Here is a 26999-nt window from a genome sequence, read left to right on the forward strand (position 1 = left end):
TCAGTCCCGCTCGGGTTCCCGGTGACCGCGCAGGGAGCCGGGGTGCGCCTTGGCGGACGGGTCGTTGCGGGTCTTGACCAGGCTGGCGACCGTCACGACCACCAGGATCGCGATGATCACGCCGAGGCTCAGCGGCGTGGGCACCTCCGGCACGCTCGGCGAGATGTCGACGTGCGCCCAGTGCAGGATCAGCTTGACGCCGATGAACGCGAGGATGACCGCGAGACCGGCCGAGAGGTACACCAGGCGGTCGAGCAGGCCCTTGACCAGGAAGAACAACGCGCGCAAGCCGAGCAGCGCGAACGCGTTCGCGGTGAAGACGATGTACGGCTCCTCGGTCACGCCGAACACCGCGGGGATCGAGTCGAGCGCGAACAGCAGGTCGACGCCGCCGATCGCCACCAGCACGACGAACAGGGGAGTGGCCATCCGGCGGCCGTCGACGCGGGTGAGGATCTTGCCGCCCACGTAGTCGTCGGTGACGGGCAGCAGCTTGCGCGCGGTCTTCACCACGACGTTGTTCTCGACGTCCGGGTCCTCGTCGCGGTGCCGGAACAGCTGCACGGCCGTGAAGATCAGCAGCAGGCCGAACAGCAGGAACATGAACGAGAACAGCGACAGCAGCGTCGCGCCGACCGCGATGAAGATGCCGCGCATGACCAGCGCCAGCACGATGCCGAACGTCAGCACCTTGTGCTGGTGCTCCTCCGGCACCAGGAACGTCGTCATGATGATCACGAAGACGAACAGGTTGTCGACCGACAGGCTCTTCTCGACGATGTAGCCGGCGAAGTACTCGGCGCCGAACCCGCCGCCGTGCGCGGTGGCGAACCACACGCCGAACCCGACCGCGACCAGGATGTAGAACACCGACCACAGGCTCGCCTCGCGGAAGCCGACGCGGTGCGGCCGCCACGCGGCGAGCGCCAGGTCGACCGCCAGCAGCGCCACGATCACGCCGATCGTGACCGCCCACGTCAGTCCGCTGATCTCCAGCACAGAGCACCCCTCCGACGACCCGGTCCGTCCGCAGTGGACGCTACCGGGGCGCCGGAGGTGGTGCGGGGACGTCAGGGGGTGTCGAACACCGGGGTCAGGACGCGGTCGAAGCCGACCGCGCGCCGCGGTCCCGTCATCGACAACCGCAGCCTGGTGTGGATGTTCGCGCTCGACGTGCCGACGTGCAGCTCGACGTCACCGGGATCGACCTGCCGCTGCCCGGCCCGCCCCGTGTAGGAGGTGAGGTCGGCGTGCAGCGCCGCGCTCACGGTGCGGGTCTGACCGGGTTCGAGGTCCACCTTCACCGCGCCGATCAGCTGCCGCACCGGCCGGGCGACCTCGGCCACCGGGTCGTGCAGGTAGATCTGGACGACCTCGGAGGTGGTGACGTCCGACTCGTTGCGCACGACCACGTGCACCCGGCACACGCCGTCCGTCGGCCACTCCCGCTCCTCGGACCCCACCGCCACCCAGGTCGCGGGCGCGTAGGAGAGCCCGTGGCCGAAGGGGTAGAGCGCGGTCGGGTCGACCGTGCTGACCTCCGTGCGCGCACCGAGCTGGGCGGTCAGGTAGGTCGACGGCTGGCTGGAACCGGCACCGGGGAAGCTGACCGGGAGCCTGCCGGACGGGTTGACCCGCCCGGAGAGGACGCCGGCGAGCGCCGCGGCACCCTCCTCGCCGGGGTAGAAGCCGCACACCACGGCGGCGAGCCGGTCGGCCTGCCGGGACAGGTCGTAGGGCCGGCCGGACAGCAGCACGAGCACCACCGGCATCCCGGTGCCGAGCACCGCTTCCAGCAGCTCCTCCTGACGACCGGGCAGCTTCAGGTCCGCGGCGTCGCAGCCCTCGCCGGAGGTGCCCTTGCCGAAGAGCCCCGCCTGGTCGCCGAGCACGACGACGCAGACGTCGGCCTGCCGGGCCGCCTCGACGGCCTCGGCGATCTCCTCGGCGGTGCCGCCGAGCACGGGACAGCCCTGCGCGAAGACGACGTCGTGCTCGGCGCGCAGCGCGTCCAGCACGGTCGGGACGTCGATGCCCATCTCGGCGTCCGGGTGGTGGACGCCGACGTGCAGCGGGAAGGAGTAGCAGCCCATCATCGCGCCGGGTTCGTCCGCGCGCGGGCCGATGACGGCGAGGCGCTTGCCCGCCAGCGGGAGGACGCCGTCGTTCTGCAGCAGCACGATCGAGCGCTCGGCGACCTCGCGGGCGAGGGCGCGGGACTCGTCGTCGTCCAGGTCGAGGTCCGCGGAGGGCGCGGGGGAGTAGCCGGGGTCGAGCAGGCCGAGCTCGAACTTCTGCGCCAGCACGCGGGTGAGCGCCCGGTCCACGAGGGCCATGTCGATCCGGCCGGCCTCCAGGCCCTCGAGCAGCGGGTCGCCGAAGCAGTCCACCGTGGGCAGTTCGACGTCGATCCCGGCCGCCAGCGCCAGTTCCGCCGCCTCCTCGCGTCCGGCGGCGACCCCGTGCAGCTTGTGCAGGAACGCCACCGAGAAGTAGTCGGACACGAGGGTGCCGGTGAAGCCGTACTCGTCGCGCAGCCGGTCGGTGAGCAACGTCGAGTCCGCCGCGGCGGGCACGCCGTCGTTGTCGGCGTAGGAGTTCATCACCGACCGGGCACCGGCCCGCAGCGCCATCTCGAACGGCGGCAGGACCACGTCGGCGAACTCGCGGGGCCCGATCGAGACCGGCGCGTGGTTGCGTCCCGCCCGCGACGCCGAGTACCCGGCGAAGTGCTTGAGCGTGGACACGACCCCGGCCGACTCGAGACCCTCGACGTAGGCGGCGCCGACGACGCCGACGAGGTGCGGGTCCTCGCCGATGGTCTCCTCGACCCGGCCCCAGCGCAGGTCGCGCGTGACGTCGAGAACCGGGGCGAGGCCCTGGTGGATCCCGAGGCGGCGCATCGAGTCGCCGAACTTGGCCGCCATGCGCCGCACCAGGTCCGGCTCGAAGCTCGCGCCCCAGCACAGCGGCGACGGGTACACCGTCGCCTGCCACGCGGCCAGACCGGTCAGGCACTCCTCGTGCGCCAGCGCGGGGATCCCGAAGCGGCTCGCCTCGACGATCTGCCGCTGCGTGCGGGCGAGCGTGCGCGCGCCGACCTCGGGGTCGATCGGCCGGGTGCCGAAGACCCGGGTGAGCTGACCGATGCCGTACTTGGTCAGCTCGTCGAAGTCCCGCGGTGCCACGGCGAACTCGTGCTGGTGCGGTGCCATCTCGCCGGCGGCGTCGATGCCGGCCCAGATGCCCTGCAGCTGCGCGAGTTTCTCCTGCGGCGTCATCCGCGCGACGAGGTCGCGCACACGGTCGGCCACGGGGGCGTGCGGGTTTCGCCAGACCTCGTCCGGCGTGGTGGCTTCTGTCGTCACAGGAGGAACCTCAGGGTGAGAGTGGACGTGTCGACTGCCGGACGACCAGATCGGTGCCCAGGGTGACGTGCGTGTCGGCGGGCTCGTCGCCGTTGATGAGCCGCACGAGCAGCTCGAGGGCGCGGTGGCCCATTTCGCGGATCGGCTGCTGCACCGTCGTGAGCGGCGGTGTGCACAGCGCGGACTCGGGGATGTTGTCGAAGCCCACCACCGAGAGGTCCTCCGGCACGCGCAGGCCGAGCTCGAGGGCGGCCTGGATGGCGGCGATGGCGGTGGTGTCGTTGGCCGCGAAGATCGCGGTCGGCCGGTCGGGCCCGGTCAGCAGGTCGCGCGCCGACGCGGCGGCCACGTCCGCGTCGTAGTCACCGCGCCGGACCAGGTGCTCGTCCACCGGCACGCCGGCGCTGGCGAGCGCCCCGCGGTAGCCGGTTTCGCGCTGCTGCGCCGATTTCAGGTCTTCACGACCGGTCAGCATCGCGATCCTGCGGTGGCCCAGTGCGAGCAGGTGCTCCGTCGCGAGGCGGCCGCCGTGCAGGTTGTCGGAGTCGACCGTCGGCAGTGCGGCGCGCCCGGTGTGGGGGTCGACCGCGACTACGGGCGTGCCGGGGATGCCTTCGAGGTCGACGGCGGGCGTGACCAGCACGGCGCCGTCGACGAGCGTGCCGCTCAGCCTGGTGAGGTACCGGTGCTCCCAGCCCTGCGGGTCACCCGTCCGGCCGCCCGCCGAGTAGACGACCAGTTCGAAGCCGGTGCCGCGGATGGCGTCCGCCGCGCCCTTGAGCAGTTCGGTGCTGAACGGCTCGATGTCGGCGACCAGGATGCCGATGACGTTGGTGCGGTGGTTGCGCAGGCTCTGCGCGACGAGGCTGGCCTCGTACCCCAGTTCCTTGATGACCGCGGTGACGCGGGCGAACGTGTCCGCCGAGACGCCGTACCGCTGGTTGAGGACCTTGGACACGGTGGCTACCGAGACGCCGGCCTGAGCGGCGACGTCCTTGATCGTGACGCGAGAGCGTGGAGGCACCGGGTCAGGCTAGCCGTGTAAAACGTTATCGACAACGATTGACACGGGACCGGTTCATCCGAGAGTCTCTGGCCCCAACACAGGCAGTCCAACCGGCCGACGTCGTCAGGAGTGGACCCCAATGCGTTCGAGAAAGCCCCTTGCCCTCTTCGCCGCCGCGGCGTTCGTGCTGGCCGGGTGTGGTGGCGGCGGCACAGACGCCTCCACAGAAGGACCCGTCACGCTCACCTGGTGGCACAACCGCACCACCGAACCGATGAAGTCGAAGTGGCAGCAGATCGCCGACGACTTCCACAAGACCCACCCGAACACCTCGTTCACGATCGAACCGCTGCAGAACGAGCAGTTCCAGACCAAGGTCCCGCTCGCACTGCAGGGCAACACCCCTCCCGACCTGTTCCAGCAGTGGGGCGGCGGCGCGCTCGCCGACCAGATGAAGTCCGGCAAGATCGCCGACATCACGCAGGCCTCGTCCGGCTGGATCGGCCCGCTGGGCAAGAACGCCGACGGCTGGAAGGTGAACGGCAAGCAGCTCGGCGCGCCGTACCTGATGCACGCGGTCGGGTTCTGGTACCGCAAGGACGTCTTCGCCAGCGCGGGTGTCACCTCGACACCGACCACTTTGGACGAGCTGAACGCGGCCGTCGCGAAGCTGAAGGCCGCGGGCGTCGTACCGATCGCGCTCGGCGGCAAGGACCGCTGGCCCGACGCGTTCTACTGGGCGTACTTCGCGGTGCGCCAGTGCTCGGTCGACACGCTGAAGAAGGCGGTCGAGAAGACCGAGCTGACCGACCCGTGCTTCACCAAGGCGGGGGAGAACCTCAAGAGCTTCCTGGACACGAAACCGTTCCAGGACGGGTTCGTCGGGACGCCCGCTCAGCAGGGCGCGGGCAGCTCGGCGGGCCTGGTCGCCAACGGCAAGGCGGCCATGGAGCTGCAGGGCGACTGGAACCCGGACGTGATGCAGGCGCTCACCGAGGACAAGGAGATCGGCTCGAAGATCGGCTGGTTCCCGTTCCCGAGCGTGCCGGGCGGCCAGGGCGATCCGAGCGTGCTGCTCGGCGGCGGTGACGGGTTCTCGTGCACCACCCGCGCGGCCAAGGCGTGCGCGGAGTTCCTCGGGCACCTCGTCGGCGACGACGTGCAGAAGGTCCTCGCCGAGACCAACTCCGGTCTGCCGGTGACCCCGGCCGGTGTGGCCGCGCTGAAGAGCGAGCCGCACAAGACGATCGCCGATGCCATGACCAAGGCGTCGCACCTGCAGTTCTACTTCGACACCGCGTTCCCGACCAAGGTCGGCCAGGCCCTCAACGACGCCATCGCGAACTTCTTCGCGGGGCAGGGCACACCCGACACCATCGTGAAATCGGTGAGTGAAGCAGCAGCCGGGAACAAGTGATGAGTGCCGCGATCACCACGCGGCCGCCGACCGCCCCCGTGCCGCACGCGCCAGCGGCCGGGGGCACCCGGCGGCGGTCCCGACTCCGCACCCGCCTCGAACTCGCCCTGCTGCTGACGCCGGCACTGGTGCTGTTCACCGGGTTCGTCCTGATCCCCATCGGCGTCGCCGCGTACTACAGCCTCTACTCGTGGAACGGTTTCGGCCCGCTCACGGACTTCGTGGGGCTGGACAACTACGCCGACGCCCTCTCCGGTGACGTCTTCCAGGGCGCCATCGGGCACAACCTCATCATCGCGGTGCTGTCCATCGTCGTGCAGCTGCCGCTCAGCATCAGCCTCGCGCTGCTGCTCAACCGGAAGCTGCGCGGCCGGACCTTCCTGCGCATGGTGGTGTTCGCGCCGTACGTGCTGTCGGAGGCCGTGACCGCGGTGATCTGGCTGCTGATGCTGCAGCCCGGCGGGTTCGTCGACGAGGTCCTGCGGGCCGTGGGCCTGGGCGGGCTGGTGCAGCTGTGGCTCGCCGACCAGTCGATCGTGCTCTACACGCTGTTCGCCGTGATCACCTGGAAGTACATCGGGTTCGGCGTGATCCTGCTGCTCGCGGGTCTGCAGGGCGTGCCGGCCGAGCTGCGGGAGGCGGCCGCGCTCGACGGCGCGAGCTCCTGGCAGATCACCCGGCACGTCGTGCTCCCGTTGCTGGGACCGACGATCCGCGTGTGGATCTTCCTGTCGGTGATCGGCTCGCTGCAGCTGTTCGACCTCGTCTGGATCATGACGCTCGGCGGTCCCGCCAACGCGTCCACGACGATGGCGACCTACCTCGTCGACCACGGTTTCAAGCGCTACGAGTTCGGCTTCGGCAGTGCGGTCGCCGTGATCCTGTTCATCATCTGCTTCGTGTTCGCGCTGTTCTACCAGCGGTTCGCCCTGCGCCGGGACACCGAGGGCGCTTTGACGGGGGTGCGCTGAGATGACACGTCGCAACACAATCGGCTACCTCGCCGCGTTCGCCGTCATCGGCATGACGGTGGTGCCGCTGCTGTTCGTGGTGCTCGGCGGGTTCCGCACGACGGCGCAGATCAACGCGTCGCCGGCCGGGTTGCCCGGCCCGTTCGTGTGGGACAACTACGCGGAGGTGGCGACGTCGCCGGTGTTCTGGCGGCTGCTCGGCAACAGCGCGCTGATCGCGGTCATCGCGACGACGCTCGCGGTCGTGCTCGGTGCGATGGCGGCGTTCGCGTTGTCCCGCTACCGGTTCCGGGGCCGTGAGGGTTTCTACGCGCTCTTCACGCTCGGCCTGCTGTTCCCGCTCGGCGTGGCGACGCTGCCGTTGTACCTGTGGCTGCGCCAGCTCGGGATGCTCGAGAACCCGCTCGGCGTCGCGATCCCGGAGGCGGCGTTCTCGCTGCCGGTGACGATCGTGATCCTGCGGCCGTTCATGCACGCCATCCCCGGCGAGCTGGAGGACGCGGCGCTGCTCGACGGTGCCGCCAAGCTCGGCTTCTTCTGGCGGATCCTGCTGCCGCTCTCGCGGCCGGCGCTGATCACGGTGTCCGTGCTCGCGTTCGTCACCAGCTGGAACTTCTACCTGTTGCCCTTGCTCGTGTTCAACGACTCCACGAACTTCACGCTCCCGCTCGGCGTGGCCATGTTCCAGTCCGAGCACACCCAGGACACCGCGAAGGTGCTCGCCTTCACCGCGCTGTCCATGATCCCCGCGCTCACGTTCTTCGTGCTCGCCGAACGCCGGATGGTCGGCGGACTGACCGGCTCAGTGAAGGGATGATCGTGAAAACCCGATTGGCTGTTGGTCTGGCCGTGCTCGTGGTGCTGGCGCAGGCAGCGCCCGCCTCGGCCGCGGGACCGTTGAAGCACACCACGAACAGGTACGTGGGCAGCGCGGTGGCTGCCCAGCACCTGGCCGCCGAAGCCGACTACAGGAAGGTGCTGACGCGCGAGTTCGACAGCGTCACGCCCGAGAACGAGATGAAGTGGGGCACCGTCGAGGCGGTGCGCGGCCAGTACGACTGGTCCGGCGCGGACGCGATCGTCGACTACGCCCGCAGGACCGGCAAGTCGATCCGCGGGCACACGCTCGTCTGGCACAGCCAGCTCCCCGACTGGGTGGGCGGCCTGGAGGCGACCGAGCTGCGCAAGGTCGTCAAGGACCACATCCGGACCGAGGCGGGCCGCTACCGCGGCAAGATCCGCGCCTGGGACGTCGTGAACGAGGCGTTCAACGAGGACGGCACCCGCAGGCCGACGGTGTTCCAGGAGAAGCTCGGCGACCGCTACATCGCCGACGCGTTCCGCTGGGCGCACGCCGCCGACCCGAAGGCGAAGCTCTACATCAACGACTACAACGTCGAGGGGCTCAACCCCAAGAGCGACGCGATGTACGAGCTGGTGAAGTCGTTGAAGCGCCAGGGCGTGCCGATCCACGGGGTCGGGATCCAGGCGCACCTGTCGCTGATGTACGGCTTCCCGTCCGGCATGAAGGAGAACATCGCCCGGTTCGCCGCGCTCGGCCTGGACGTCGCGATCACCGAGGCCGACGTGCGCATCCCTCTGCCGGTCACGCCGGAGAAGCTCGAGGACCAGGCGGACTACTTCGAACAGGTGTGGGACGCCTGCCACGCGGTGCGCCGGTGCGTCGAGTTCACCACGTGGGGCTTCACCGACCGCCACTCGTGGGTGCCGGACGTGTTCCCCGGTGAGGGCGCGGCCTGCCTGTTCGACGAGAACCTGGCTCCGAAGCCCGCCTACACGCGCCTCAACCCGTAGCGGGAGCGTCTGAGTTGGCACAGTTCACGAACCCGATCCTGCCCGGCTCGCACCCCGATCCGTCGGTGTGCCGGGTGGGATCGGACTTCTACCTCGTCACGTCGACCTTCGAGTACTTCCCCGGCCTGCCGATCTACCACAGCAGGGACCTGGTGCACTGGCGGTTGCTCGGGCACGTGCTGGACAGGCCGTCGCAGCTGCCGTTGCAGGGCGTGCGCGCGTCCGGCGGCCTGTACGCGCCGACGATCCGCCACCACGAAGGCGTGTTCTACGTGGTGTGCACGCTGGTCGACGGCACGGCCAAGAACGGCAACTTCGTCGTGACGGCCACGGATCCGGCGGGGGAGTGGTCGGAGCCGCGGTGGCTGCCGGAGGCGGACGGGTTCGACCCGTCGCTGTTCTTCGACGACGACGGCGGCGCGTGGTGGACCGCGACCCGCGAGGTGCCCGGCGGCCGGCCGGGGCAGACCGAGGTGTGGCTGCGCGAGTTCGACCCGCTGGGTCTCGACCTGGTGGGTGAGGAGCACGTGCTGTGGACCGGCGCGTTGCGCGACTCCGTCTGGCTCGAAGCACCTCACCTGTACCGGGTGGACGGCAAGTACGTGCTGCTGTGCGCGGAGGGCGGCACGGACTTCGAGCACTCGGTGGTCGTGGCGACGGCGGACGAGGTCACCGGGCCGTACACCGGCTCCCGGCTCAACCCGCTGCTCACGCACCGCCACCTCGGCCGCGACCACCCGATCGCGGCGACCGGGCACGCGGACCTCGTCCGCACGCAGACCGGCCAGTGGTTCGCGGTGCTGCTCGCGACCCGGCCGTACGGCGGCTACTGCGACAACCTGGGGCGCGAGACGTTCCTCGTGCCGGTGTCGTGGGAGGCGGGCGGTCCGGTGTTCAGCCCGGGAACCGGCCGGGTCGAGGAGCGCTACGACGTCCCGGACCTGCCCGCCCACCCGTGGCCGGCGGCCGCGGCGACCGACGACTTCGACGCGCCGGTGCTCGACCCCGCCTGGATGTTCCTGCGCACGCCGGACGAGGTGTTCTGGTCGCTGACCGACCGCCCCGGCCACCTGCGGCTCGCGGTGCGCCCGGAGCAGGTCACCGACCCGGTCACGCCCAGCGTCGTCCTGCGGCGCCAGCAGCACCAGGACTTCCACGCGTCCTGCGAGCTCGACTTCACCCCGGCGGGACCGTCGGAGGCGGCGGGTCTCGTGCTGCTGCAGAACAACGACCACCACGTCCGGCTGATGCTCGGTGCCGGACGCGAGGTCACCCTCGTGCTCCGCGTCGGCGGGCACGACGAACCGCTGGCCAGTGCGCGCGTGCCGGAAGGCCCGGTGCGGCTGGGGTTCGAGGCCACCGGTCAGGAGCACCGGGCACTGGTCGCCGCCGGTGACGGGGAGTGGACGCCGCTGGGGGAGCCGTTCGACGGGCGGGTGCTGAGCACCCAGGCTGCCGGCGGGTTCACGGGTGTCCACATCGGACTTTACGCGACCGGCGGCGGAGCGCCGGGCACGTCGTGGGCGGACTTCGGCAGCTTCACCTACCGCGGTCGGGAGGGGTGACCGCGGGCGGAGGCGGTCCCGGGCGCGAGGTCGCCTCCGCCGGTCACACCCTCGCACGACCGGTGGCCACCTCGCCGTTCGACGCGGTGGTTCCCGTCAGCGGGCGGCCGTGGTGCCCCGGTCGGTGAGCCTCGGCTGGAGCAGGCGGACCTCCGCTGCCTGGTCCCTGGCGAGCCGGGAGAGGACCATGTCGACGGCGATCGCGCCCAGCTCCTGCGCGGGCACGGAGATCGAGGTCAGCGGCACCGGCAGGCTCACGGCGACGTCGTCCGGGCACAGCGTCACCACCGACAGGTCTGCCGGGACGTCGAGCGAACGGCGCCGCAGTTCGAGCAGCAGCTGACCGAGGACCGCCTCGTTGTGCACGACCAGTCCGGTGATCCCGCGGCCGGGGTCCAGCACGGTGTCGAGGCACGCGGTGACCGAGTCGTAGCCGGGGGCGCACGAGTGCACCGACGCCGGCAGGTTCCTCCTCGTGGTCTCCCGCTGGAACCCTGCCAGCAGGCGGGTGGCATAGCTGGTGCCGCGTTCGTACACGGCGGGAGGCGAACCGATCAGCGCGATCGACCGGTGGCCGAGGTCCGCCAGGTGCGCGACCATCCGCCGGCCCGCGGCGGCGAAGTCGAGGTCGACGCAGCTCAGGCCCTCGTGGTCGTCCGGCACGCCCAGCAGGACCACCGGCGCGTCGACGGTGCGCAGCTCGGGGACGCGCGGGTCGGCGCTCTCGACGTCCATCACGATGATCGCGTCCGCCATCGACCGGGCCGTGACGCGGTGGGCCTCGCCGGGACCCGCCTCCTTGGTCAGCAGCAGCACGTCGTAGTCGTGGTCGCGCGCCCTCGCCACGATCGCCGACACGAACTGCATGACGACCGGCAGGTTCTGGTCCGAGTGCAGCGGCACGACGAGACCGATCACGTGGGAGCGGCTCGAGGCGAGCGCGCGGGCACCGGCGTTCGGGTGGTAGCCGAGGGCCGCGATGCTCTGCTCGACGCGGCGCTTCGTCTCCTCCGAGATGCTGCGCTTCCCGCTGAGCACGTAGGACACGGTGCTGATCGACACGCCGGCGTGACGGGCCACCTCCTTGATCGTGATCATGCCCGCCCCCTGTCGTCGGATGGTGGCGATCATCGTAGTGCCGCCACCGGCGTCCCCGGCGCCCCAGCGCGCCGGTGACCTTCGACGGCGCGGTCGTCGAAATCGTCGAACGCGGGGCAATTCCTTGACTGCCCAGTTTCGGCTGTGTCACATTCTGGAACCGGTCGAAGCGCTTCGATTCGTTGCGGTCCGGAGGTGTCGGCGTGGTCACCATTGTGGACGTGGCGAAACATGCGGGTGTTGCCCCGAGCACGGTTTCCTACGTGCTGACGGGCAAACGCGCGGTTTCCGCGGACACCCGCGTGCGAGTGCGGGAAAGCATTCAGCTGCTCGGTTATCGCCCGCACGGGAACGCGTTGGCACCAATGCACAGGAGGACCGACGTCCTCGCTCTCGTCCTGCCGTTGCGCGAAGGCGTGCACCTGCCCGTCGTCATGCGGTTCGTGACGTCGGTCGTCACCGCCGCCCGCGCCCACGACATGAACGTGCTGCTCGTGACCGCCGACCAGGGCGCGGCGGGCCTGCGCGCGCTGGCGGGGGGCGGCAGGGTCGACGGGTTCCTGGTGATGGACGTGGAGCTCGACGACGAACGGGTCCCGGCGTTGCGCGAACTGGGCCGCCCGTCCGTGCTCCTCGGCCACCCCACGGCGTTGAAGGGCCTCACCTGCGTCGACCTGGACTTCGAGGCCGCCGGCGCGCGTTGCGTCGACCACCTCGCGGACCTGGGACACCGCAGCATCGGCTTCCTCGGCGCGCCGAGCATCGTCTACGAGCGCAACACCGGCTTCGCGCAACGGACTCTCGCGGGGTTCGGTGCCGCCGCCATGCGCCGGGGGGTCGCCTCGACCGCCCTGCCCGCCGAACAGCGGCACGACTCCGTGCTGTCGGTGGTCAGCACGTTGCTGCGCGAGCTGCCGCGGATGTCCGCGCTGGTCGTGCAGAACGAGGCGGTGCTGGGCCAGGTGGTGGACTGCCTGCGGGCGAGCGGGAAGCGGGTGCCCGAGGACGTCGCGGTCGTGGCGATCTGCCCCGACGAGCTCGCCGAACGGCTGCGGCTCACCTCGGTCCAGCTGCCGGTCGAGGCGCTCGGCAGGCGGGCCGTCGACCTGCTGATGGCGAAGCTGAACGGACGCCAGCCACCGGCGCTGACGTTGCTGCCGCCCAAGCTCGCGTGCCGGAGCGCCCAGCGGGGCGCTCCGGTGCTGAGGGTCGCCGAGTGACTCAGCCGGTCGTGAACCGGAAGGCGGCGAGCCGGACGCCGCCGTGCAGGACGACGTGGAGGTCGTGGACGCCTTCCAGCGGTGCCGGCAGGGCGAGCGACATCGTGGTCCACGCGTAGCGGTCGCCCGTGGCGGGGACGCCGATCGCCGCCAGCGGCGCGGAACCGGACCGGAACTCCAGCCGGCCGTCGTCCTCGCCGGCCACCTCGACCTCGACGGAGTGCGCGCCCGCGAGGTGGGTGGAGCGGAAGAGCAGCGTCGCGGGCGTCGACGGATCCGCCGGCGTGACGGCGTCTCCGGCCGTTCGGGTGGCGTCGACGAGGGTCGCGCGGTCGTGGTCGTCGAAGTCGGCCGCGAGCAGGCGGCGGCCGACGCCGGGGCGTGGTCCGGGTGCCGGGCCGGTGACCGTGAGAGGGGCGGTCAGCACGACGTCTCGGGCGGAACGGGCGACGAGCACCTCGTAGTCGCCCGGATCGACGGTGAACGCGCCGGTGGTGACGTCCCAGTGGGAGAGCTGCCCGGACAGGCGGACGGTCACCACCCCGCTCCCGCCGGGAGCGAGCGACACCTTGCCGAAACCGGCGAGCCGCAGCAGCGGCGCCTCGTAGCGGGCGCCGAGCGCGCGGACGTAGACCTGGACGACCTCGCTGCCCGTGCGCTCACCGGTGTTGGTCACCGCGACCGACACGTCCACCGCGCCGTCCTGGGGCAGGGAGGCGGACGACAGGGCGAGGTCGTGGAACTCGAACTCCGCGTAGGAGAGCCCGTGGCCGAACGGGTAGAGCGGATCGGCGCGGTGGTACTGGTAGGTCCAGCCCGCCTTGATGACGTCGTAGTCGAGCGGGTGCGGCAGCGGGTCGTCACCGCGGTACCAGGTCTGCGGCAGCCGTCCGGCGGGGTCGGCCTCGCCGAGCAGGACGGCGGCCACCGCCCGGCCCGTCTCCTGACCGCCGTGCGAGGTCCACACCACGGCCGGCAGGTTCGCGTCCGCCCAGTCGAGGGCGTACGGGTAGCTGCTCATCACGACCAGCACGGTGTCCGGGCGCACGGCGGCGACCGCGCGCAGCAACGCGTCCTGCGGGAAGGGCAGCGCGATGCCGGTGCGGTCCTCGGTCTCCCGGCCGTGGATCAGCGGGTGGTTGCCGAGGACGACCACCGCGACGTCGGCCGCCAGCGCCGCGGCCAGCGCCTCCGCGGTGCCGTCGCGCAGCACCTCGCGTTCCCAGCGCTCGGCGGCGTCCGCGGACTCGGCCGTGACGCTCACCCGCCCGTCCACCGGGTCCACGGCGGCGTACCGGCCCGTCAGGACGTTCTGCAGCAGCACGGAATCCTCGACGGGCACGAGGCGGAACGTCTCGCGGACGTCCCAGCTCTTGATCAGCTCCTGGTCGGCCACCAGCGCGGTGTCGTGCAGGCTCAGGTACCGGCCGGTCTCCGCCGACCGCAGCGTCAGCACCCCGTCGCCCCAGTCGACGACGTCGAACGCCGTCTTGCCCAGCAGCGCACCGCTCGTGCGCGACCGCAGTGCGATCCGGTCGGCGCCGTCCGAGACGGTCACCTCGCCGTCGTGCACCGCGCTCAGTCCACTCGCGACGGAGACCTGGTACGGCAGCGTGCCGCTGTACCAGTCCTCGCACACCGTGTCGGCGAGCGGCCCGATCACCGCGATCTTCGGCGCGGAGAGGGGAAGCAAACCGTTGTTGCGCAACAACACCACCGACTCGGTCGCCGCTCGCAGGGCGAGGGCGCGGTGCTCCTGGCAGTCGATGACCTCGGGCCCGATGGCCGCGTACGGGTCGAGGTCCGGGTCGAACTCGCCGAGCCGGAAGCGGATCTCCAGCTGCCGCCGCACCGCGCGGTCCACATCGGACTCATCGATCAGGCCCCGCTCCAGGGCTTCCCGCAGCCGGCCCAGCGGGGTCGCGCTGTCCTCGCCGTGGTCGGTGAAGCTGTCGATGCCCGCCTTGAGCGCGGCGGCGTGCGACTCGGCGTGGTCGTCGAAGTAGTGCTCCTCCGAGACGAGGTTGGACGGCGCCTCGGCGTCGCTGACCACGAAGAGCTCCTGGTCGGTCCAGCGCCGCAGCTCGTCCGCGAGCAGCGGCGTGACGTGGCACGGACGTCCGTTGACCAGGTTGTAGGCGGCCATCACGCCGGTCGCCGCACCGGAGGCGACCACCGGGCGGAACGCGGCGAGGTCGTACTCGTGCAGCACGCGCGGACGCAGGCCCGACGACGTGACGCAGCGGTCGTTCTCGTTGTTGTAGGCCAGGAAGTGCTTGAGCACCGGGGCCGCGCGCAGGAACCGGTCGTCCTCGCCCGCGAGTCCCCGGCAGAACGCCGTGCCGAGCTCCGCGGTGTGCAGCGGGTCCTCGGAGTAGCCCTCCTCGTTGCGCCCCCAGCGGGGGTCGCGCAGCAGGTTCAGCACCGGCGCCCACGCCTGCAGGCTGTTGCGCCCCGTTCCGACGGCGGGGAAGCGGTGGTAGTGGAACGCCCGCAGCTCGACGGAGACGGCCTCGGCGACGCGGCGCACCAGTTCGGGGTCCCACGTGGCACCGAGACCGACGGCCTGCGGGAAGACGGTGGCGGGGCCCAGCCAGGCGACGCCGTGCAACGCCTCCGTCCCGGTGCGGAACGCGGCGACGCCCAGCCGGGGCACGGCCGGCGAGTACTGGTGCAGCATCGCGATCCGCTCGTCGAGCGCAAGTCGCCCGAGCAGGTCGTCGATGCGCTTGCGCGTCGGCAGCGCCGGGTCGCGAAACGGCGGCCGATCGGCGCCGGGATCGTGCTCGAAACCCACGTGGCAACCCCTTGGGTCGGTGCTGTCAGCGAAGCGTTTCGACGTTGGCATGACCGCGTTTCCGCTGTCAACGGTCTTGTCTCCCGAGACGTGCGTCACTAGCCTCGCCGACATCTGTTTAAGCGCTTCGACACTTCGACGACGAAGGATCGGTTCCGCCATGGGCATCGAGTTGAACCGCAGAAGCTTCCTCAACGCCGCCGCCACAGCCGCCGCCCTCGCCGCGGCGGGACCGCTGCTGTCGGCCTGCGGTGGCGGCGGGGCGCAGCGGGCAGGGGTGAACTCCGGGGCGGGCCTGCGCGCGGCCCTGCCCGCCCACGTGCCGCTCAGCTCGATCAAGCCGGACATCGCGTCGATCGCGGGTGGCCCGGACGCGCTGACCGATCCCGGCTTCCTCACCTACCCGGCGAACCGCGTCGCCACCGTGCCCGGCGTGCCCGGCAAGGGCGGCAGGTACTCCGCCGTCGTTCCGCTGTGGGGCACCATCCCGCCCGCCGACAACGCCTTCTACCAGGCCATCGACAAGGCGCTGGGCATCCGGCTGGAGATGAAGCCCGCCGACGGCAACACCTACAACACGATCGTCTCGACGATGACCGCGGCGAAGCGGCTGCCCGACTGGATCACCCTGCCGTCCTGGTGGAACCCGAACTTCAACACCGGCGGCCTGGCCGGCAGCCAGCTCGCCGACCTCACGCCGCACCTCTCCGGGGACAACGTCAAGAAGTACCCGAACCTCGCCGCGATCCCCACCGCCGCGTGGCGGGCAGGGGCGTGGGGCGACAAGATCTACGGCATCCCGAGCTTCTCCTCGGGCTTCGCGATCACCGGCACCACCTTCTACCGGCGCGACGTGCTGGAGGCCAGGGGGATCACCGCGGACCAGGTGAAGTCCGCCGACGACCTGATGAACCTCGGCAAGGAGCTGACCGACGCGAAGGCGGGCGTCTGGGCGTTCGACGACCTCTACACCTACCTCTACACCTCCTTCGGCGCGCCGCTGAAGTGGAAGGTGGACAACGGCAAGCTCGTGCACCTCTTCCAGACCGACGAGTGGTTCGAGGCGCTCGACTGGCTGCACCGGCTCGCCACCGCGGGGTACGTGCACCCCGACGCGCTGGCGGGCGACCAGGCCGGCACGACCCGGTTCTACGCGGGCAAGGTGCTGATCGCCGGTGGCGGCACGGGCGCGTGGAACCTCGCCGACCACCAGAACGGCGTCGCCGCGAACCCCGCCTACCGGCGCGGCGCGTTCGACTTCTTCACCGCCGACGGCAAGGGCGCCCCGCGCGTCGACATGGGCCCGGCCACCAGCATCGTCAGCTACCTCAACGCGGACCTGAAGCCGGAGCAGGTCGAGGAACTCCTGGCCGTCGCGAACTACCTCGCCGCACCGTTCGGGTCCGCCGAGTACACGATGGTGAACTTCGGCGTCGAGGGAACGCACTTCACCACCGAGGGCGGCGTGCCGACGCCCACCGAGGCCGGGCGCAAGGAGGTGCAGGCGCAGACCTACCCGTTCCTCGCGTCGCCGGCGCAGGTGATCAGCAACCAGACCGCGCCGAACGTCACGAAGGACATTGCCGCCTGGCAGGCCGCCAACGTGAAGGCGCTCGCCAAGCCGGTGTTCTGGGGGATGAACGTCAGCATGCCGCAGGCGCAGGCCACCGCCGAGGCCGCGCAGGCCGTGATGGACACCGTCAAGGACTGCTACCACGGCAAGAAGAAGGTGCAGGACGTCAAGGACGCCGTCGCCACGTGGAAGGGCAGCGGTGGTGGTGACCGGCTGATCGCGTGGATGGACGAGAACGTGCTCCAGAAGCACGGCACGGGGCAGTGACCGCCCTGCGACCGGCGCGGCGGAACTGGCGGGTGAGGCTGCGCCGCGACCGCTCGCTGGTGCTGATGGCGTTGCCGGCGGTCTTGCTGCTGCTGGTGTTCAACTACGTGCCGCTGTTCGGGCTCGTCACCGCGTTCCAGGAGTACGACCCGCTGTCCGGCGTCTCCGGCAGCGCGTGGGTGGGCCTGCACCAGTTCGAGCGGCTGTTCGGCGACCCGCTGTTCTGGAGCGCGGTGCGCAACACCCTGTACCTGAGCTTCGTGCAGCTCGTGCTGTTCTTCCCCGTGCCGGTCGCGCTGGCGCTGCTGCTCAACTCCGTGCTGAGCGAACGGATCCGCAACCTCATCCAGTCCGTGGTGTACCTGCCGCACTTCTTCTCGTGGGTGCTGGCGATCACGATCTTCCAGCAGATGCTCGGCGGCGCGGGCGTGCTCAACCAGTTCCTGCGCTCCCACGACATCGGCACGTGGGACATCATGACGAACCCGGACACGTTCGCGCTCCTGGTGACCTCGCAGGTGATCTGGAAGGAGGCGGGCTGGGGGATCATCGTGTTCCTCGCCGCGCTCGCCGCCATCAACACCGACCTCTACGAGGCGGCCGCGGCCGACGGCGCCGGGCGCTGGCGGCGGTTGTGGCACATCACCCTGCCCGGCCTGCGCGGCGTGATCGTGCTGATGCTGGTGCTGCGCCTCGGGAACGCGCTGACCGTCGGCTTCGAGCAGTTCCTGATCCAGCGGTACGCGGTCGGCCACGAGACGGCGGACGTGCTCGACACGTTCGCGTTCTACTTCGGCATCGCCACCAACGACTACAGCTACGGCGCGGCGGCGGGCCTGTTCAAGAGCATCATCTCGCTGCTGCTCATCTGGGGTGCGAACAAGCTGGCGCACGCCTTCGGTGAAGACGGGTTGTACCGCGCATGACCGACACGCTGACGATCGCCCGGACGGAAGAGCACACCACCGCACCGCGACCACCGCGGCGCCGGAGGCGCGACGCGCGCCGGCCGTGGGAGGAACCACCGACCGCCGCCGGTGAGGCCGCCAAGGGCGTGACCCTCGGCGGGGTGCTCCTGGTGGTGCTGGTGCCGCTGTGGATCGTCGTCGTCACCAGCCTGTCGACGCAGGGGTCGGTGAACCGCGCCGGCGGGCTGGTGATCTGGCCGGACGAGCTGACCTTCGCCGCCTACCGCGTGATGCTCGAGGACGGGACCGTCCGCACCGCGCTGCTGGTGAGCCTCGGCATCACCGCCGTCGGCACGCTGGTGTCGATGGTGGTCTCGGTCCTGTGCGCCTACGGCCTTTCGCGGTCGCGGTCGTTCGCCCACCGCTTCCTGCTGACGCTGCTGATCGTCACGATGTTCGTCAACGGCGGACTGATCCCGACGTTCCTCGTCGTGACGGGCCTCGGCGGGTACGGGCAGTGGTGGTCCCTGGTCCTGCCGAGCGCCGTGTCGGTGTTCAACATCCTGATCCTGCGGGCCTTCTACTCGAGCACCTCGGCCGACCTGGTCGAGGCGGCGCGGATCGACGGCGCGGGGGACTGGCGGATCCTGTGGTCGATCGTCCTGCCGACCTCGCGGGCCGTCACGGCCGTCATCGCCCTCTTCTACGGCGTCGGCTACTGGAACTCGTTCTTCAACGTGATGCTCTACCTGCCGACGGACAGCGAGAAGTGGCCGTTGCAGTACGTGCTCTACACCTACGTGAGCCGGGGCAACGGCATGCCGGGCTCGGTCAACCAGGGCTTCGGCGACGCGCTCTCGCAGACCGCGCCGCTGTCGTTGCAGATGGCCGTGGTCGTGCTGACGCTCGTGCCCCTGCTCATCGTGTACCCGTTCGTGCAGAAGCACTTCCGCACGGGCGTCCTGACCGGCGCGATCAAGGGCTGAACCATGGTGACCATCGCCGACGTGGCCCGGCACGCGGGCGTGTCGTCCAGCACCGTCAGCTACGTGCTGAGCGGCAAGCGCGCCATCTCCGAGGAGACCCGGTCGCGGGTGCAGAGCTCGGTGCGCGAGCTCGGCTACCACCCCAACGCGGGCGCGAGGGCGCTGGCCGCGAGGCGGTCGCACATCATCGCGCTGATGGTGCCGCTGCGCACGGACGTCTACGTGCCGGTGATGATGGAGATCGCCATCGCGGTGACCACGGCCGCCCGCCGGCACGGCTACGACGTCCTGCTGATCACCAACGACGAGGGCCCGGACGGGGTCCGCAGGATCGGCGCCAGCGGCCTCGCCGACGGCCTGGTCCTGATGGACGTCGAGCTGGACGACGAACGCATCCCGGTGCTGCGGGCGCAGGGCACCCAGGCCGCGCTCATCGGCCTCGCGGACGACGCCCGCGGGCTGTCCTGCGTGGACCACGACTTCGCCGCCGCCGGGGCGTTGTGCGCGAACCACCTCGCCGACCTCGGGCACCGCGACGTCGCGTTCATCGGCTACGGCTCCGGGGTCTACCACCGGCACGCGGGCTACGCCGAGCGCACGATCGCGGGATTCCGCTCGCAGGCCGAGGAACGCGGCCTGCGGTTCCTGCACCGGACCTGCGAAGGCACCTACGAGAGCACGGCGGGCACGCTCGCCCGCGTTCTCGCCGACCGTCCCCGCACCACGGGGTTCGTGGTGCAGAACGAGGGCGCGATCGGGCCGCTGCTCAGCCTGCTGCGCACCAGCGGGCGCACCGTTCCCGAGGACGCCTCCGTGGTCGCGCTCTGCCAGGACCAGCTCGCCGAGCAGTTCGCGCCGCGGCTCACGGCCGTGACCGGGTCGGCGCAGGACCTCGGCCGGGTCGCCGTCGAGCAGATCATGCGCCGGCTCGCCGCGGCCAACGACGGCGGCCGGCCCGTCGACGACCGCGTCCTGCTCACCCCCGTCCTGACCGTGCGCGACAGCACGGGACCCGCGCCGCGCCTGCCCTGAGCTCACCCACGCCACGCGAGGAGTTCCGCATGTCCCCGTACTTCCGAGACCTCGGCACGGCGCTCGAGTGGCGTGCCAAGGGCGAGACCCTCCGCGTCGAGGCCTGGGGTCCCGACGCCGTCCGCGTCCGGGCGACCCCCGCCGGGCCGTTGCTCGACGACCTCCCCGGCGCGTTGCTCGCCACCCCGCCGCCCGGCGAGGTGCGCGTCAAGGTGTCCGAGCACCACGCGACGCTCGTGAGCGGCGCGCTGACCGTGCGGATCGACGCGGGGACCGAAGGCGCGCTCACGCCCGAGCTGTGGCCGTCGGCGGGACGGCTGACGTTCGGCAGGACCGAGGACGGCACCGAGCTGCTGGCCGAGGAACCCGCGCACTTCTGGTGGCCGGGACCGCGGCTGGCCACCGCCACCGGCAACGGCCACCACCGGCTCGAACAGCGCTTCCGCGCCTACCGGGGCGAGAAGCTCTTCGGCCTGGGTCAGCACACCCACGGCTTGCTGGACCAGAAGGGCGCGGTCATCGACCTCGTGCAGCGCAACGCCGAGGTCTCCATCCCGTTGCTGATCTCCGACCGCGGCTACGGGCTGCTGTGGAACTCACCCGCGATCGGCCGCGTGGAACTGGCCGAGACCGGCACGCGCTGGGTGGCCGACAGCGCCCGTCAGATCGACTACTGGATCACCGCCGGCCCACCGGCCGACGTGCTGCGCCGCTACGCCGCCGTGACGGGGCACTCGCCGGAGCTTCCCGAATGGGCCTCCGGTTTCTGGCAGTGCAAGCTGCGCTACCGCACCCAGGACGAGCTGCTGGAGGTCGCCCGCGAGTACCGGCGGCGCGGCCTGCCGCTGTCCGTGATCGTCTGCGACTTCTTCCACTGGACGCACCTCGGCGACTGGCGGTTCGACCCCGCCGAGTGGCCCGATCCCGCCGCGATGGTCCGCGAGCTGGACGAGATGGGCGTCAAGCTGATGGTGTCGGTCTGGCCGTCGGTGAGCCCCGCCAGCGAGAACTACCACCCGATGCTCAACCAGGGCCTGCTGATCGGCACCGAGTTCGGCCCGATGGCGCACGCCGACTGGCCGGACAAGGGACTCGGCGCCTACTCCGCCCAGGTCGCGTTCTACGACGCCACGAACCCCGAGGCGCGCGACTACGTCTGGGAACGCCTCCGGCGCGGCTACCACGACCTCGGCGTGAAGGTGTTCTGGCTGGACGCGGGGGAACCCGAGATCAAGCCCGGCAACCAGTACAACCTGCGCTACCACGCCGGTCCCGGCCTGGAGGTCGGCAACCTCTACCCGCGCGAGAACGCCCGCACCGTCCACGACGGACTCCGGGCGGCGGGGGAGACCGAGGTCATCTCGCTCAACCGCTCGTCGTGGGCGGGCGCGCAGCGGTACGGCGCGGCACTGTGGTCCGGTGACATCGGCACCGACTTCGCCACGCTGCGCACGCAGATCAAGGCCGGGCTCAACGTGATGCTGTCCGGCATCCCGTGGTGGACCACGGACATCGGCGGGTTCCACGGCGGCGACCCCGGCGATCCCGCCTACCGCGAGGTGCTCGTGCGGTGGTTCCAGTACGGCACGTTCTGCCCGCTGTTCCGGCTGCACGGGTTCCGCGGCGCCGAGCAGGTGCTGGAGCCCGGCATGAGCGGTCTGCCCAACGAGGTCTGGTCCTACGGCGAGGAGGCCTACGAGATCCTCGCCGCGCACCTGCGCCTGCGCGAACGCTTGCGCCCCTACGTGATGGAGCAGATGCGGGTGGTCTCGCGGACCGGTCTCCCGCCGATGCGCCCGGTGTTCCTCGAGTTCCCCGGCGACGCGGAGGCGTGGCGGGTCGAGGACGCCTTCCTGCTCGGTCCCGACCTGCTCGTCGCCCCGGTGACCGAGGCGGGCGCCGCACACCGGGAGGTGTGGCTGCCCGCCGGTGCGCGGTGGACCGACGCGTGGACCGGTGAGGAGCACGCCGGCGGGCAGGCGGTGGTGGCCGCGGCACCGGTCGAGCGGATCCCGTTGTTCCTGCGCGACGGCGCCCGGCTGCCCGTGCGGGACGAGTCGTGATCACGCGACGGCTGGGAGGCCTGGCGTTCGGGGGCGACTACAACCCTGAGCAGTGGGGCGAGGAGGTGTGGAAGGAGGACGACGCGCTGATGCGCGAGGCCGGGGTCAACCTGGCCACGGTCGGCGTCTTCTCGTGGGCGTTGCTCGAACCCGAGGAGGGGCGTTACGACTTCGCCTGGCTCGACGCGCACCTGGACCGGTTGCACGCCAACGGCGTCGCGGTCGACCTCGCCACCCCGACCGCCTCGCCGCCGCCGTGGTTCACCCTCGCGCACCCCGACGCCCTGCCGACCACCCCGGACGGCGTCCGGCTCGTGCACGGCAGCCGCGACACCTACTGCCTCACCGCGCCCGCCTACCGCGCCGCCGCCCGCACCGTCGCCTCGGCGCTCGCGGAACGCTACGGCGACCACCCGGCGGTGGCGTTGTGGCACGTGCACAACGAGTACGCGACGTTGTGCTGGTGCTCGCACACCGCCGCCGCGTTCCGGGTGTGGCTGCGGGCGCGGCACGGTTCGCTCGACGCGCTGAACGAGGCGTGGGGGACGGCGTTCTGGAGCCAGCGCTACACCGACTGGGAGCAGGTCCTGCCACCGCGCGCGACCCAGTGGCACCGCAACCCCGGTCAGTCGCTGGACTTCAGCCGGTTCTTCTCCGACGAGGTGATCGCCGCGTACCGGGAGCAGCGGGACGCGATCCGCGCGGCCAGCGACCGGCCGGTGACGACGAACCTGATGCTGCCGGGCTACCAGAACGTCGACCTGTGGGCGCTCGGCCGCGAGGTCGACGTGGTGGCCGTCGACCACTACCCGGACGCGCCCGGTCTCGACGCCGCCGCCGACGTCGCGTTCGCCGCGGACCGCGCGCGGTCGTTCGCCGGGGGCAGGCCGTGGCTGCTGATGGAACAGGGGACCAGCACGGTCCACGCCGGTGACCGGGTGCTGGCCAAGGAACCGGGGGAGGTGCTGCGGCACTCGCTCGGCCACGTCGCGCGCGGCTCGGAGGGGGCGCTGTTCTTCCAGTGGCGCCAGTCGCGGGCCGGTGCGGAGCAGTGGCACTCGGCGATGGTCCCGCACGCCGGACCGGACAGCCGGATCTTCCGCGAGGTCAAGGAGACCGGTGCGGCCCTCGCCCGGCTGGCCGAGGTGGCGGGGTCGGTCGTGACGGCCTCGGCGGCCGTGCTGCACGACTCGGACGCCTGGTGGGCGTTGAACTCCGACGGCCTGCCCTCGTCCGAACTGGACTACCACCCGGCACTGCGCCGCGCTCACCGGGCGCTGTGGGACGCGGGCGTGGTGGCCGACTTCGCGCACCCGGAGGCCGACCTGAGCCACTACCGGCTGGTGCTGGCCCCGGCGCTGTACCTGCTGTCCGACGAAGGCGCGGAGAACCTGCGCCGGTTCGCCGCGAAGGGCGGGACGGTGCTGGTGCAGCACTTCGGCGGGGTCGTCGACAGCCGCCTGCACGCCCGGCTCGGCGGCTACCCGGCCGCACCCCTGCGGGAGGCGCTCGGCATCCGGGTCGAGGAGCACCGGCCGTTGGGCCGCGACGAGCGGATCACGTTGTCCGACGGCTCGCACGGCACCGCCTGGAGCGAGTCGATCCGGCTGGAGGGCGCCGTGGCGGTCGCCTCGTACACGCACGGCGTGCTCGACGGATCTCCCGCGCTGACCAGGAGGCGCACCGCCTGGTACCTGTCCACCCGCCTCGACGCCGTGGACTACGCGGCACTGGTCGGCGAGCTGCTGGACGTCGCCGGGGTCCGCCCGGTGCTGCCGGGACTGCCTCCCGGCGTCGAGGCCGTCACCCGCACCGGTGAACGGCACCGCTGGCACTTCCTGCTCAACCACCGCGCCGAGCCCGTGTCGCTGCCCAGGCCCGCCCTCGACCTGCTCACCAGGAGGAGGGTGGACGCACTGCCGGCCGGGGGGTGCGTCGTGGTGCGGGAAGGACGGCAGCCGTGAAGCCGGTGATCCCGGGGATGCACCCCGACCCGAGCGTGTGCCGCGTCGGGGACGACTACTACCTGGCGTGCTCCAGCTTCGAGTACTTCCCCGGCATCCCGGTCTTCCACAGCACGGACCTGCGGCACTGGGAGCAGATCGGCAACGCGCTGGAGCGCCCGAGCCAGCTGGTCCTCACCTCCGCCTCGTCGTCGGCGGGGATCTGCGCGCCGACGCTGCGCCACCACGACGGCCGGTTCTGGCTGATCGTCACGAACGTGAGCGACGGCGGCGGCAACGTGGTGTTCACCGCCACCGACCCGGCGGGGCCGTGGTCGGACCCGGTCCGGCTGCCCGGCGTGGAGGGCATCGACCCGGACCTCGCCTGGGACGACGACGGGAACTGCTGGTGCACGGTCGCGGGCGTGGGGCAGTACCGGATCGACCCCACCACCGGTGAGACGTTCGGCAGGCGCCGGCCGCTGTGGTCCGGCACGCCCGGCGCCAAGGCCCCGGAAGCGCCGCACCTGCACCGGATCGGCGACCACTGGTACCTGCTGATCGCGGAGGGCGGCACCGAACGCGGCCACGCCGTCTCCGTCGCCCGCGCGCAGTCGCCCACCGGCCCGTTCGAACCCTGTCCCGCCAACCCGGTCCTGTCCCGCCGCGGCGTCGACGACCCCGTGCAGAACACCGGCCACGCGGACCTCGTGCAGGCGCCGGACGGGTCGTGGTGGATGGTGCTGCTCGGCGTGCGGCCCGGTGGCGGCACCCCCGGCTGGCACGTCCTCGGCCGGGAGACCTTCCTGGCGCCCGTCACCTTCGCCGGCGGCTGGCCCGTCGTCGGGGAGCTCGTGCCCGGCCCCGCCTCCGCGGAACCCGACCGGGACGACTTCGACTCCGGCGCGCTGCGGCCGTCGTGGATCTCCCTGCGCGACCGCGACGAGAGGTGGTGCACGGCGCGGGAACGCCCCGGCTGGCTCACGCTGCGCGCCCGCGGGTCCGGAATGGACGATCCCGCGGTCGTGTTCGCCGGACGGCGCCAGCAGCACCTGTCCTGCCTCGTCCGCACGCTGGTGGATCCCGCGGACGGCCGCGGCGGCCTCGCGGTCCGGCTGGACGAGGAGCACCACTACGAGATCGAGGTCGCGTCCGGCGAGATCAGGGTGCTCGCCCGGATCGGCCCGCTGAGCACCGTCGTCGCGTCCCGGCCCGCGCCCGGTGGTCCGGTCGTGCTGGTGGTGCGGGTGGACGAGGACCGCACGCCGCGGGACGCGCGGTCCGGTCCCGACACGTTGTCATTCGGCATTGAGGACCCGGACCTCACCGTCCTGGCCGCGCTCGACGGCAAGTACCTGTCGACCGAGGTGGCGGGTGGTTTCACCGGACGCGTCATCGGCCTGTACGCGGCCGAGGGCACCGTCCGCTTCGACTGGTTCGACTACCGGCCGCTCAACTGATCGCGAGGGTTCATGAACGGATCACGCAGGACAGTGGCAGTTCTTGTCGTGGTGGCGGCCCTGGTGGTGCCGGCGACGCCGGCGACCGCGTGGGTCCTCACGCAGGCGCACACCGCGGGCCGCGTCACCGCGGCGGGCCAGTACACGTGGCCCGGCGTCTACTTCGAGGGGAGGTTCCGCGGCACGAGCGTCGGGGTCGTCCTCGACGACTCGGTGAACGACTACGACGTGCAGGTCGACGGCAGGACCGTGGCGTCGCTCGTGACACCGGGCCGCACCACGCACTGGGTCCGCGGTCTGCCCGACGGCGTGCACCGCGTCCGCTTGGTCAAGCGGACCGAGAGCCCCTGGGCCGCGGGGCGGTTCGGCGGGTTCGTGGCGGACGGGGCGGTGCTCGCGAAACCGGCTCCGCGCACCCGGCAGATCGAGTTCGTCGGCGACTCCCTGACCGCGGGCTACGGCAACCTCTCGACCACCCGCGACTGCTCCGCGAACGGCGGCGTCACCCGCAACACCAACACCGACCTGAGCTTCGGCGCGCTCACCGCCCGCGCGCTGAACGCCGACTACCAGGGCAACGCCTTCTCGGGCCTCGGCGTGGTGCGCAACTACAACGGCCACTCCGCCGGGACCAGCTACCGCACCTACTACGACCGGGCGTTGCTGAACGTCGAAGGCGACGTGTGGCGCAAGCCCGCGTCGTGGAGGCCGCAGGTGGTCGTCGTGGGCCTCGGCACCAACGACTTCTCCACCCCGCTCAACCCCGGCGAGCCGTGGACGCCGGACACCCTGGTGGCCGACTGGAAAGCGGCCTACCAGGGCTTCCTCGCCAAGCTGCGGACCAGGTACGGCACCGCGACCACGATCGTGGTGAGCGTTCCCGAGGCCACCGGCACGTTCGCCGACGCCGCCCGGGAGGTCGTGCGGGAGAGCGGTGACCAGCGCGTGCGGCTCTGGAACTACGCCGACCCGGCGCTCGACCGGCTGGGCTGCGACTGGCACTTCTCGGCGCGCGACCACCGGCTGATCGCGGGGAAGCTCGGCGAGTACCTCGCCGCGCTTCCCCTGCGCTGGTGACGGTTACTTCGGGTCGAGCACGAACAGCGGGATCGTCCGGTCGGTGTTCTCCTGGTACTCCGCGTAGTTGGGGAAGGCCGCGACGGCCCGTTCCCACCACTCGGCGCGCTCGGCACCGTCGACCTCGCGGGCGGTGTACTCCTTCACCTCGGTGCCGTCCTGCAGGACGATCTCCGGGTGGGCCTTGATGTTGTGGTACCAGGTCGGGTGCTCGGGAGCGCCGCCCTTGGACGCCACGACCGCGTAGCTGCCGTCGTGCTCCACGCGCATGACCGGCGTGTAGCGGAGCTTGCCGCTCTTGGCGCCACGCACGGTCAGGAGCACGATCGGCCTGCCGAGGACCTCGACACCCTCGGTGGTGCCGGTCTCGAGGATCTGCTTGGTCTGGTCCTGCACCCACTCGGTCGGGCTGAGTTCCACGTCTGCCATGTCC

The 26999-nt window shown here is 71.4% G+C and carries 20 protein-coding genes; 14 read left to right on the plus strand and 6 right to left on the minus strand.

Annotation, left to right across the window (positions count from 1 at the left end):
- The 3 genes from V1227_RS02210 to V1227_RS02220 form a co-directional block, all read right to left on the minus strand.
- Positions 1-999 (minus strand): TerC/Alx family metal homeostasis membrane protein, encoded by a 999-nt coding sequence (locus tag V1227_RS02210; RefSeq protein WP_236223134.1) that lies wholly within the window; start codon positions 997-999, stop codon positions 1-3.
- A 71-nt stretch (positions 1000-1070) separates the two neighbouring features.
- Positions 1071-3368, minus strand: coding sequence for a beta-glucosidase family protein (locus tag V1227_RS02215; protein WP_329790730.1), 2298 nt, complete (start codon positions 3366-3368; stop codon positions 1071-1073).
- Between the two features lie 10 nt (positions 3369-3378).
- Positions 3379-4392, minus strand: a complete 1014-nt coding sequence (locus tag V1227_RS02220) for a LacI family DNA-binding transcriptional regulator (protein WP_329790732.1) — start codon at positions 4390-4392, stop codon at positions 3379-3381.
- A gap of 121 nt (positions 4393-4513) precedes the next feature.
- Between V1227_RS02220 and V1227_RS02225 the strand changes: the two genes are divergently transcribed.
- From V1227_RS02225 to V1227_RS02245, 5 genes are read left to right on the plus strand one after another with little or no spacing between them, the layout of a single operon-like run.
- Positions 4514-5791, plus strand: a complete 1278-nt coding sequence (locus V1227_RS02225; RefSeq protein WP_329790734.1) for an extracellular solute-binding protein — start codon at positions 4514-4516, stop codon at positions 5789-5791.
- A complete protein-coding gene (locus tag V1227_RS02230; RefSeq protein ID WP_329790736.1) occupies positions 5791-6762 on the plus strand; it encodes a carbohydrate ABC transporter permease in 972 nt (323 codons plus the stop codon). Before V1227_RS02225 ends, V1227_RS02230 begins: the two co-directional genes overlap by 1 nt.
- Position 6763: 1 nt before the next feature.
- Positions 6764-7579 (plus strand): carbohydrate ABC transporter permease, encoded by an 816-nt coding sequence (locus V1227_RS02235; RefSeq protein WP_090096232.1) that lies wholly within the window; start codon positions 6764-6766, stop codon positions 7577-7579.
- 2 nt (positions 7580-7581) lie between these two features.
- The gene (locus tag V1227_RS02240; protein WP_329790740.1) at positions 7582-8577 is read left to right on the plus strand and encodes an endo-1,4-beta-xylanase; all 996 of its coding nucleotides are present in this window, start codon (positions 7582-7584) and stop codon (positions 8575-8577) included.
- Between the two features lie 14 nt (positions 8578-8591).
- Entirely contained in the window at positions 8592-10142 is a 1551-nt protein-coding gene (locus V1227_RS02245) for a glycoside hydrolase family 43 protein (protein WP_329790742.1), read from the plus strand.
- A gap of 96 nt (positions 10143-10238) precedes the next feature.
- Here the strand turns inward: V1227_RS02245 and V1227_RS02250 are convergent, their stop codons facing one another.
- The gene (locus V1227_RS02250; protein WP_329790744.1) at positions 10239-11273 is read right to left on the minus strand and encodes a LacI family DNA-binding transcriptional regulator; all 1035 of its coding nucleotides are present in this window, start codon (positions 11271-11273) and stop codon (positions 10239-10241) included.
- Between the two features lie 188 nt (positions 11274-11461).
- Here V1227_RS02250 and V1227_RS02255 point away from each other — a divergent pair, with 188 nt between their 5' ends.
- Positions 11462-12460, plus strand: a complete 999-nt coding sequence (locus V1227_RS02255; RefSeq protein WP_329793939.1) for a LacI family DNA-binding transcriptional regulator — start codon at positions 11462-11464, stop codon at positions 12458-12460.
- Between the two features lies 1 nt (position 12461).
- Here the strand turns inward: V1227_RS02255 and V1227_RS02260 are convergent, their stop codons facing one another.
- Positions 12462-15257, minus strand: a complete 2796-nt coding sequence (locus V1227_RS02260) for a glycoside hydrolase family 3 C-terminal domain-containing protein (protein WP_329790746.1) — start codon at positions 15255-15257, stop codon at positions 12462-12464.
- A gap of 160 nt (positions 15258-15417) precedes the next feature.
- Between V1227_RS02260 and V1227_RS02265 the strand changes: the two genes are divergently transcribed.
- The 8 genes from V1227_RS02265 to V1227_RS02300 are packed head-to-tail and all read left to right on the plus strand — an operon-like array spanning position 15418 to position 26566.
- Positions 15418-17097 (plus strand): hypothetical protein, encoded by a 1680-nt coding sequence (locus V1227_RS02265; protein WP_329790748.1) that lies wholly within the window; start codon positions 15418-15420, stop codon positions 17095-17097.
- Positions 17094-18023: an ABC transporter permease gene (locus tag V1227_RS02270; protein ID WP_329790750.1), complete on the plus strand. Its 930-nt coding sequence runs from the start codon at positions 17094-17096 to the stop codon at positions 18021-18023. Before V1227_RS02265 ends, V1227_RS02270 begins: the two co-directional genes overlap by 4 nt.
- Positions 18020-18991, plus strand: a complete 972-nt coding sequence (locus tag V1227_RS02275; RefSeq protein ID WP_329790752.1) for a carbohydrate ABC transporter permease — start codon at positions 18020-18022, stop codon at positions 18989-18991. Before V1227_RS02270 ends, V1227_RS02275 begins: the two co-directional genes overlap by 4 nt.
- A 3-nt stretch (positions 18992-18994) precedes the next feature.
- Positions 18995-20023 carry a LacI family DNA-binding transcriptional regulator gene (locus V1227_RS02280; protein ID WP_236223111.1) on the plus strand — a complete coding sequence of 343 codons (1029 nt, stop codon included), beginning with the start codon at positions 18995-18997 and terminating at the stop codon, positions 20021-20023.
- Positions 20024-20052: 29 nt separating this feature from the next.
- Positions 20053-22086 carry a glycoside hydrolase family 31 protein gene (locus V1227_RS02285; protein ID WP_329790754.1) on the plus strand — a complete coding sequence of 678 codons (2034 nt, stop codon included), beginning with the start codon at positions 20053-20055 and terminating at the stop codon, positions 22084-22086.
- Positions 22083-24050 carry a beta-galactosidase gene (locus tag V1227_RS02290; protein ID WP_329790756.1) on the plus strand — a complete coding sequence of 656 codons (1968 nt, stop codon included), beginning with the start codon at positions 22083-22085 and terminating at the stop codon, positions 24048-24050. Before V1227_RS02285 ends, V1227_RS02290 begins: the two co-directional genes overlap by 4 nt.
- Positions 24047-25489, plus strand: a complete 1443-nt coding sequence (locus V1227_RS02295) for a glycoside hydrolase family 43 protein (protein WP_329790758.1) — start codon at positions 24047-24049, stop codon at positions 25487-25489. Before V1227_RS02290 ends, V1227_RS02295 begins: the two co-directional genes overlap by 4 nt.
- Positions 25490-25522: 33 nt before the next feature.
- Complete coding sequence (locus tag V1227_RS02300; protein ID WP_329790759.1) at positions 25523-26566, plus strand: SGNH/GDSL hydrolase family protein; 1044 nt, start codon at positions 25523-25525, stop codon at positions 26564-26566.
- Positions 26567-26569: 3 nt separating this feature from the next.
- Here V1227_RS02300 and V1227_RS02305 read toward each other — a convergent pair whose 3' ends face one another.
- Complete coding sequence (locus tag V1227_RS02305) at positions 26570-26995, minus strand: nitroreductase family deazaflavin-dependent oxidoreductase (protein WP_329790761.1); 426 nt, start codon at positions 26993-26995, stop codon at positions 26570-26572.
- Between the last annotated feature and the right edge of the window lie 4 nt (positions 26996-26999).

The sequence above is a fragment of the Lentzea sp. DG1S-22 genome, from assembly GCF_036321065.1.
GTDB lineage: Bacteria > Actinomycetota > Actinomycetes > Mycobacteriales > Pseudonocardiaceae > Lentzea > Lentzea jiangxiensis.

Excerpts from the sequence above, each read along its gene's own strand:
- V1227_RS02250 (WP_329790744.1), bottom strand. The coding sequence starts at position 11,273 with ATGATCGCCACCATCCGACGACAGGGGGCGGGCATGATCACGATCAAG.
- V1227_RS02275 (WP_329790752.1), top strand. The coding sequence starts at position 18,020 with ATGACCGACACGCTGACGATCGCCCGGACGGAAGAGCACACCACCGCA.
- V1227_RS02280 (WP_236223111.1), top strand. The coding sequence starts at position 18,995 with ATGGTGACCATCGCCGACGTGGCCCGGCACGCGGGCGTGTCGTCCAGC.
- V1227_RS02235 (WP_090096232.1), top strand. The coding sequence starts at position 6,764 with ATGACACGTCGCAACACAATCGGCTACCTCGCCGCGTTCGCCGTCATC.
- V1227_RS02230 (WP_329790736.1), top strand. The coding sequence starts at position 5,791 with ATGAGTGCCGCGATCACCACGCGGCCGCCGACCGCCCCCGTGCCGCAC.
- V1227_RS02265 (WP_329790748.1), top strand. The coding sequence starts at position 15,418 with ATGGGCATCGAGTTGAACCGCAGAAGCTTCCTCAACGCCGCCGCCACA.
- V1227_RS02305 (WP_329790761.1), bottom strand. The coding sequence starts at position 26,995 with ATGGCAGACGTGGAACTCAGCCCGACCGAGTGGGTGCAGGACCAGACC.
- V1227_RS02285 (WP_329790754.1), top strand. The coding sequence starts at position 20,053 with ATGTCCCCGTACTTCCGAGACCTCGGCACGGCGCTCGAGTGGCGTGCC.
- V1227_RS02225 (WP_329790734.1), top strand. The coding sequence starts at position 4,514 with ATGCGTTCGAGAAAGCCCCTTGCCCTCTTCGCCGCCGCGGCGTTCGTG.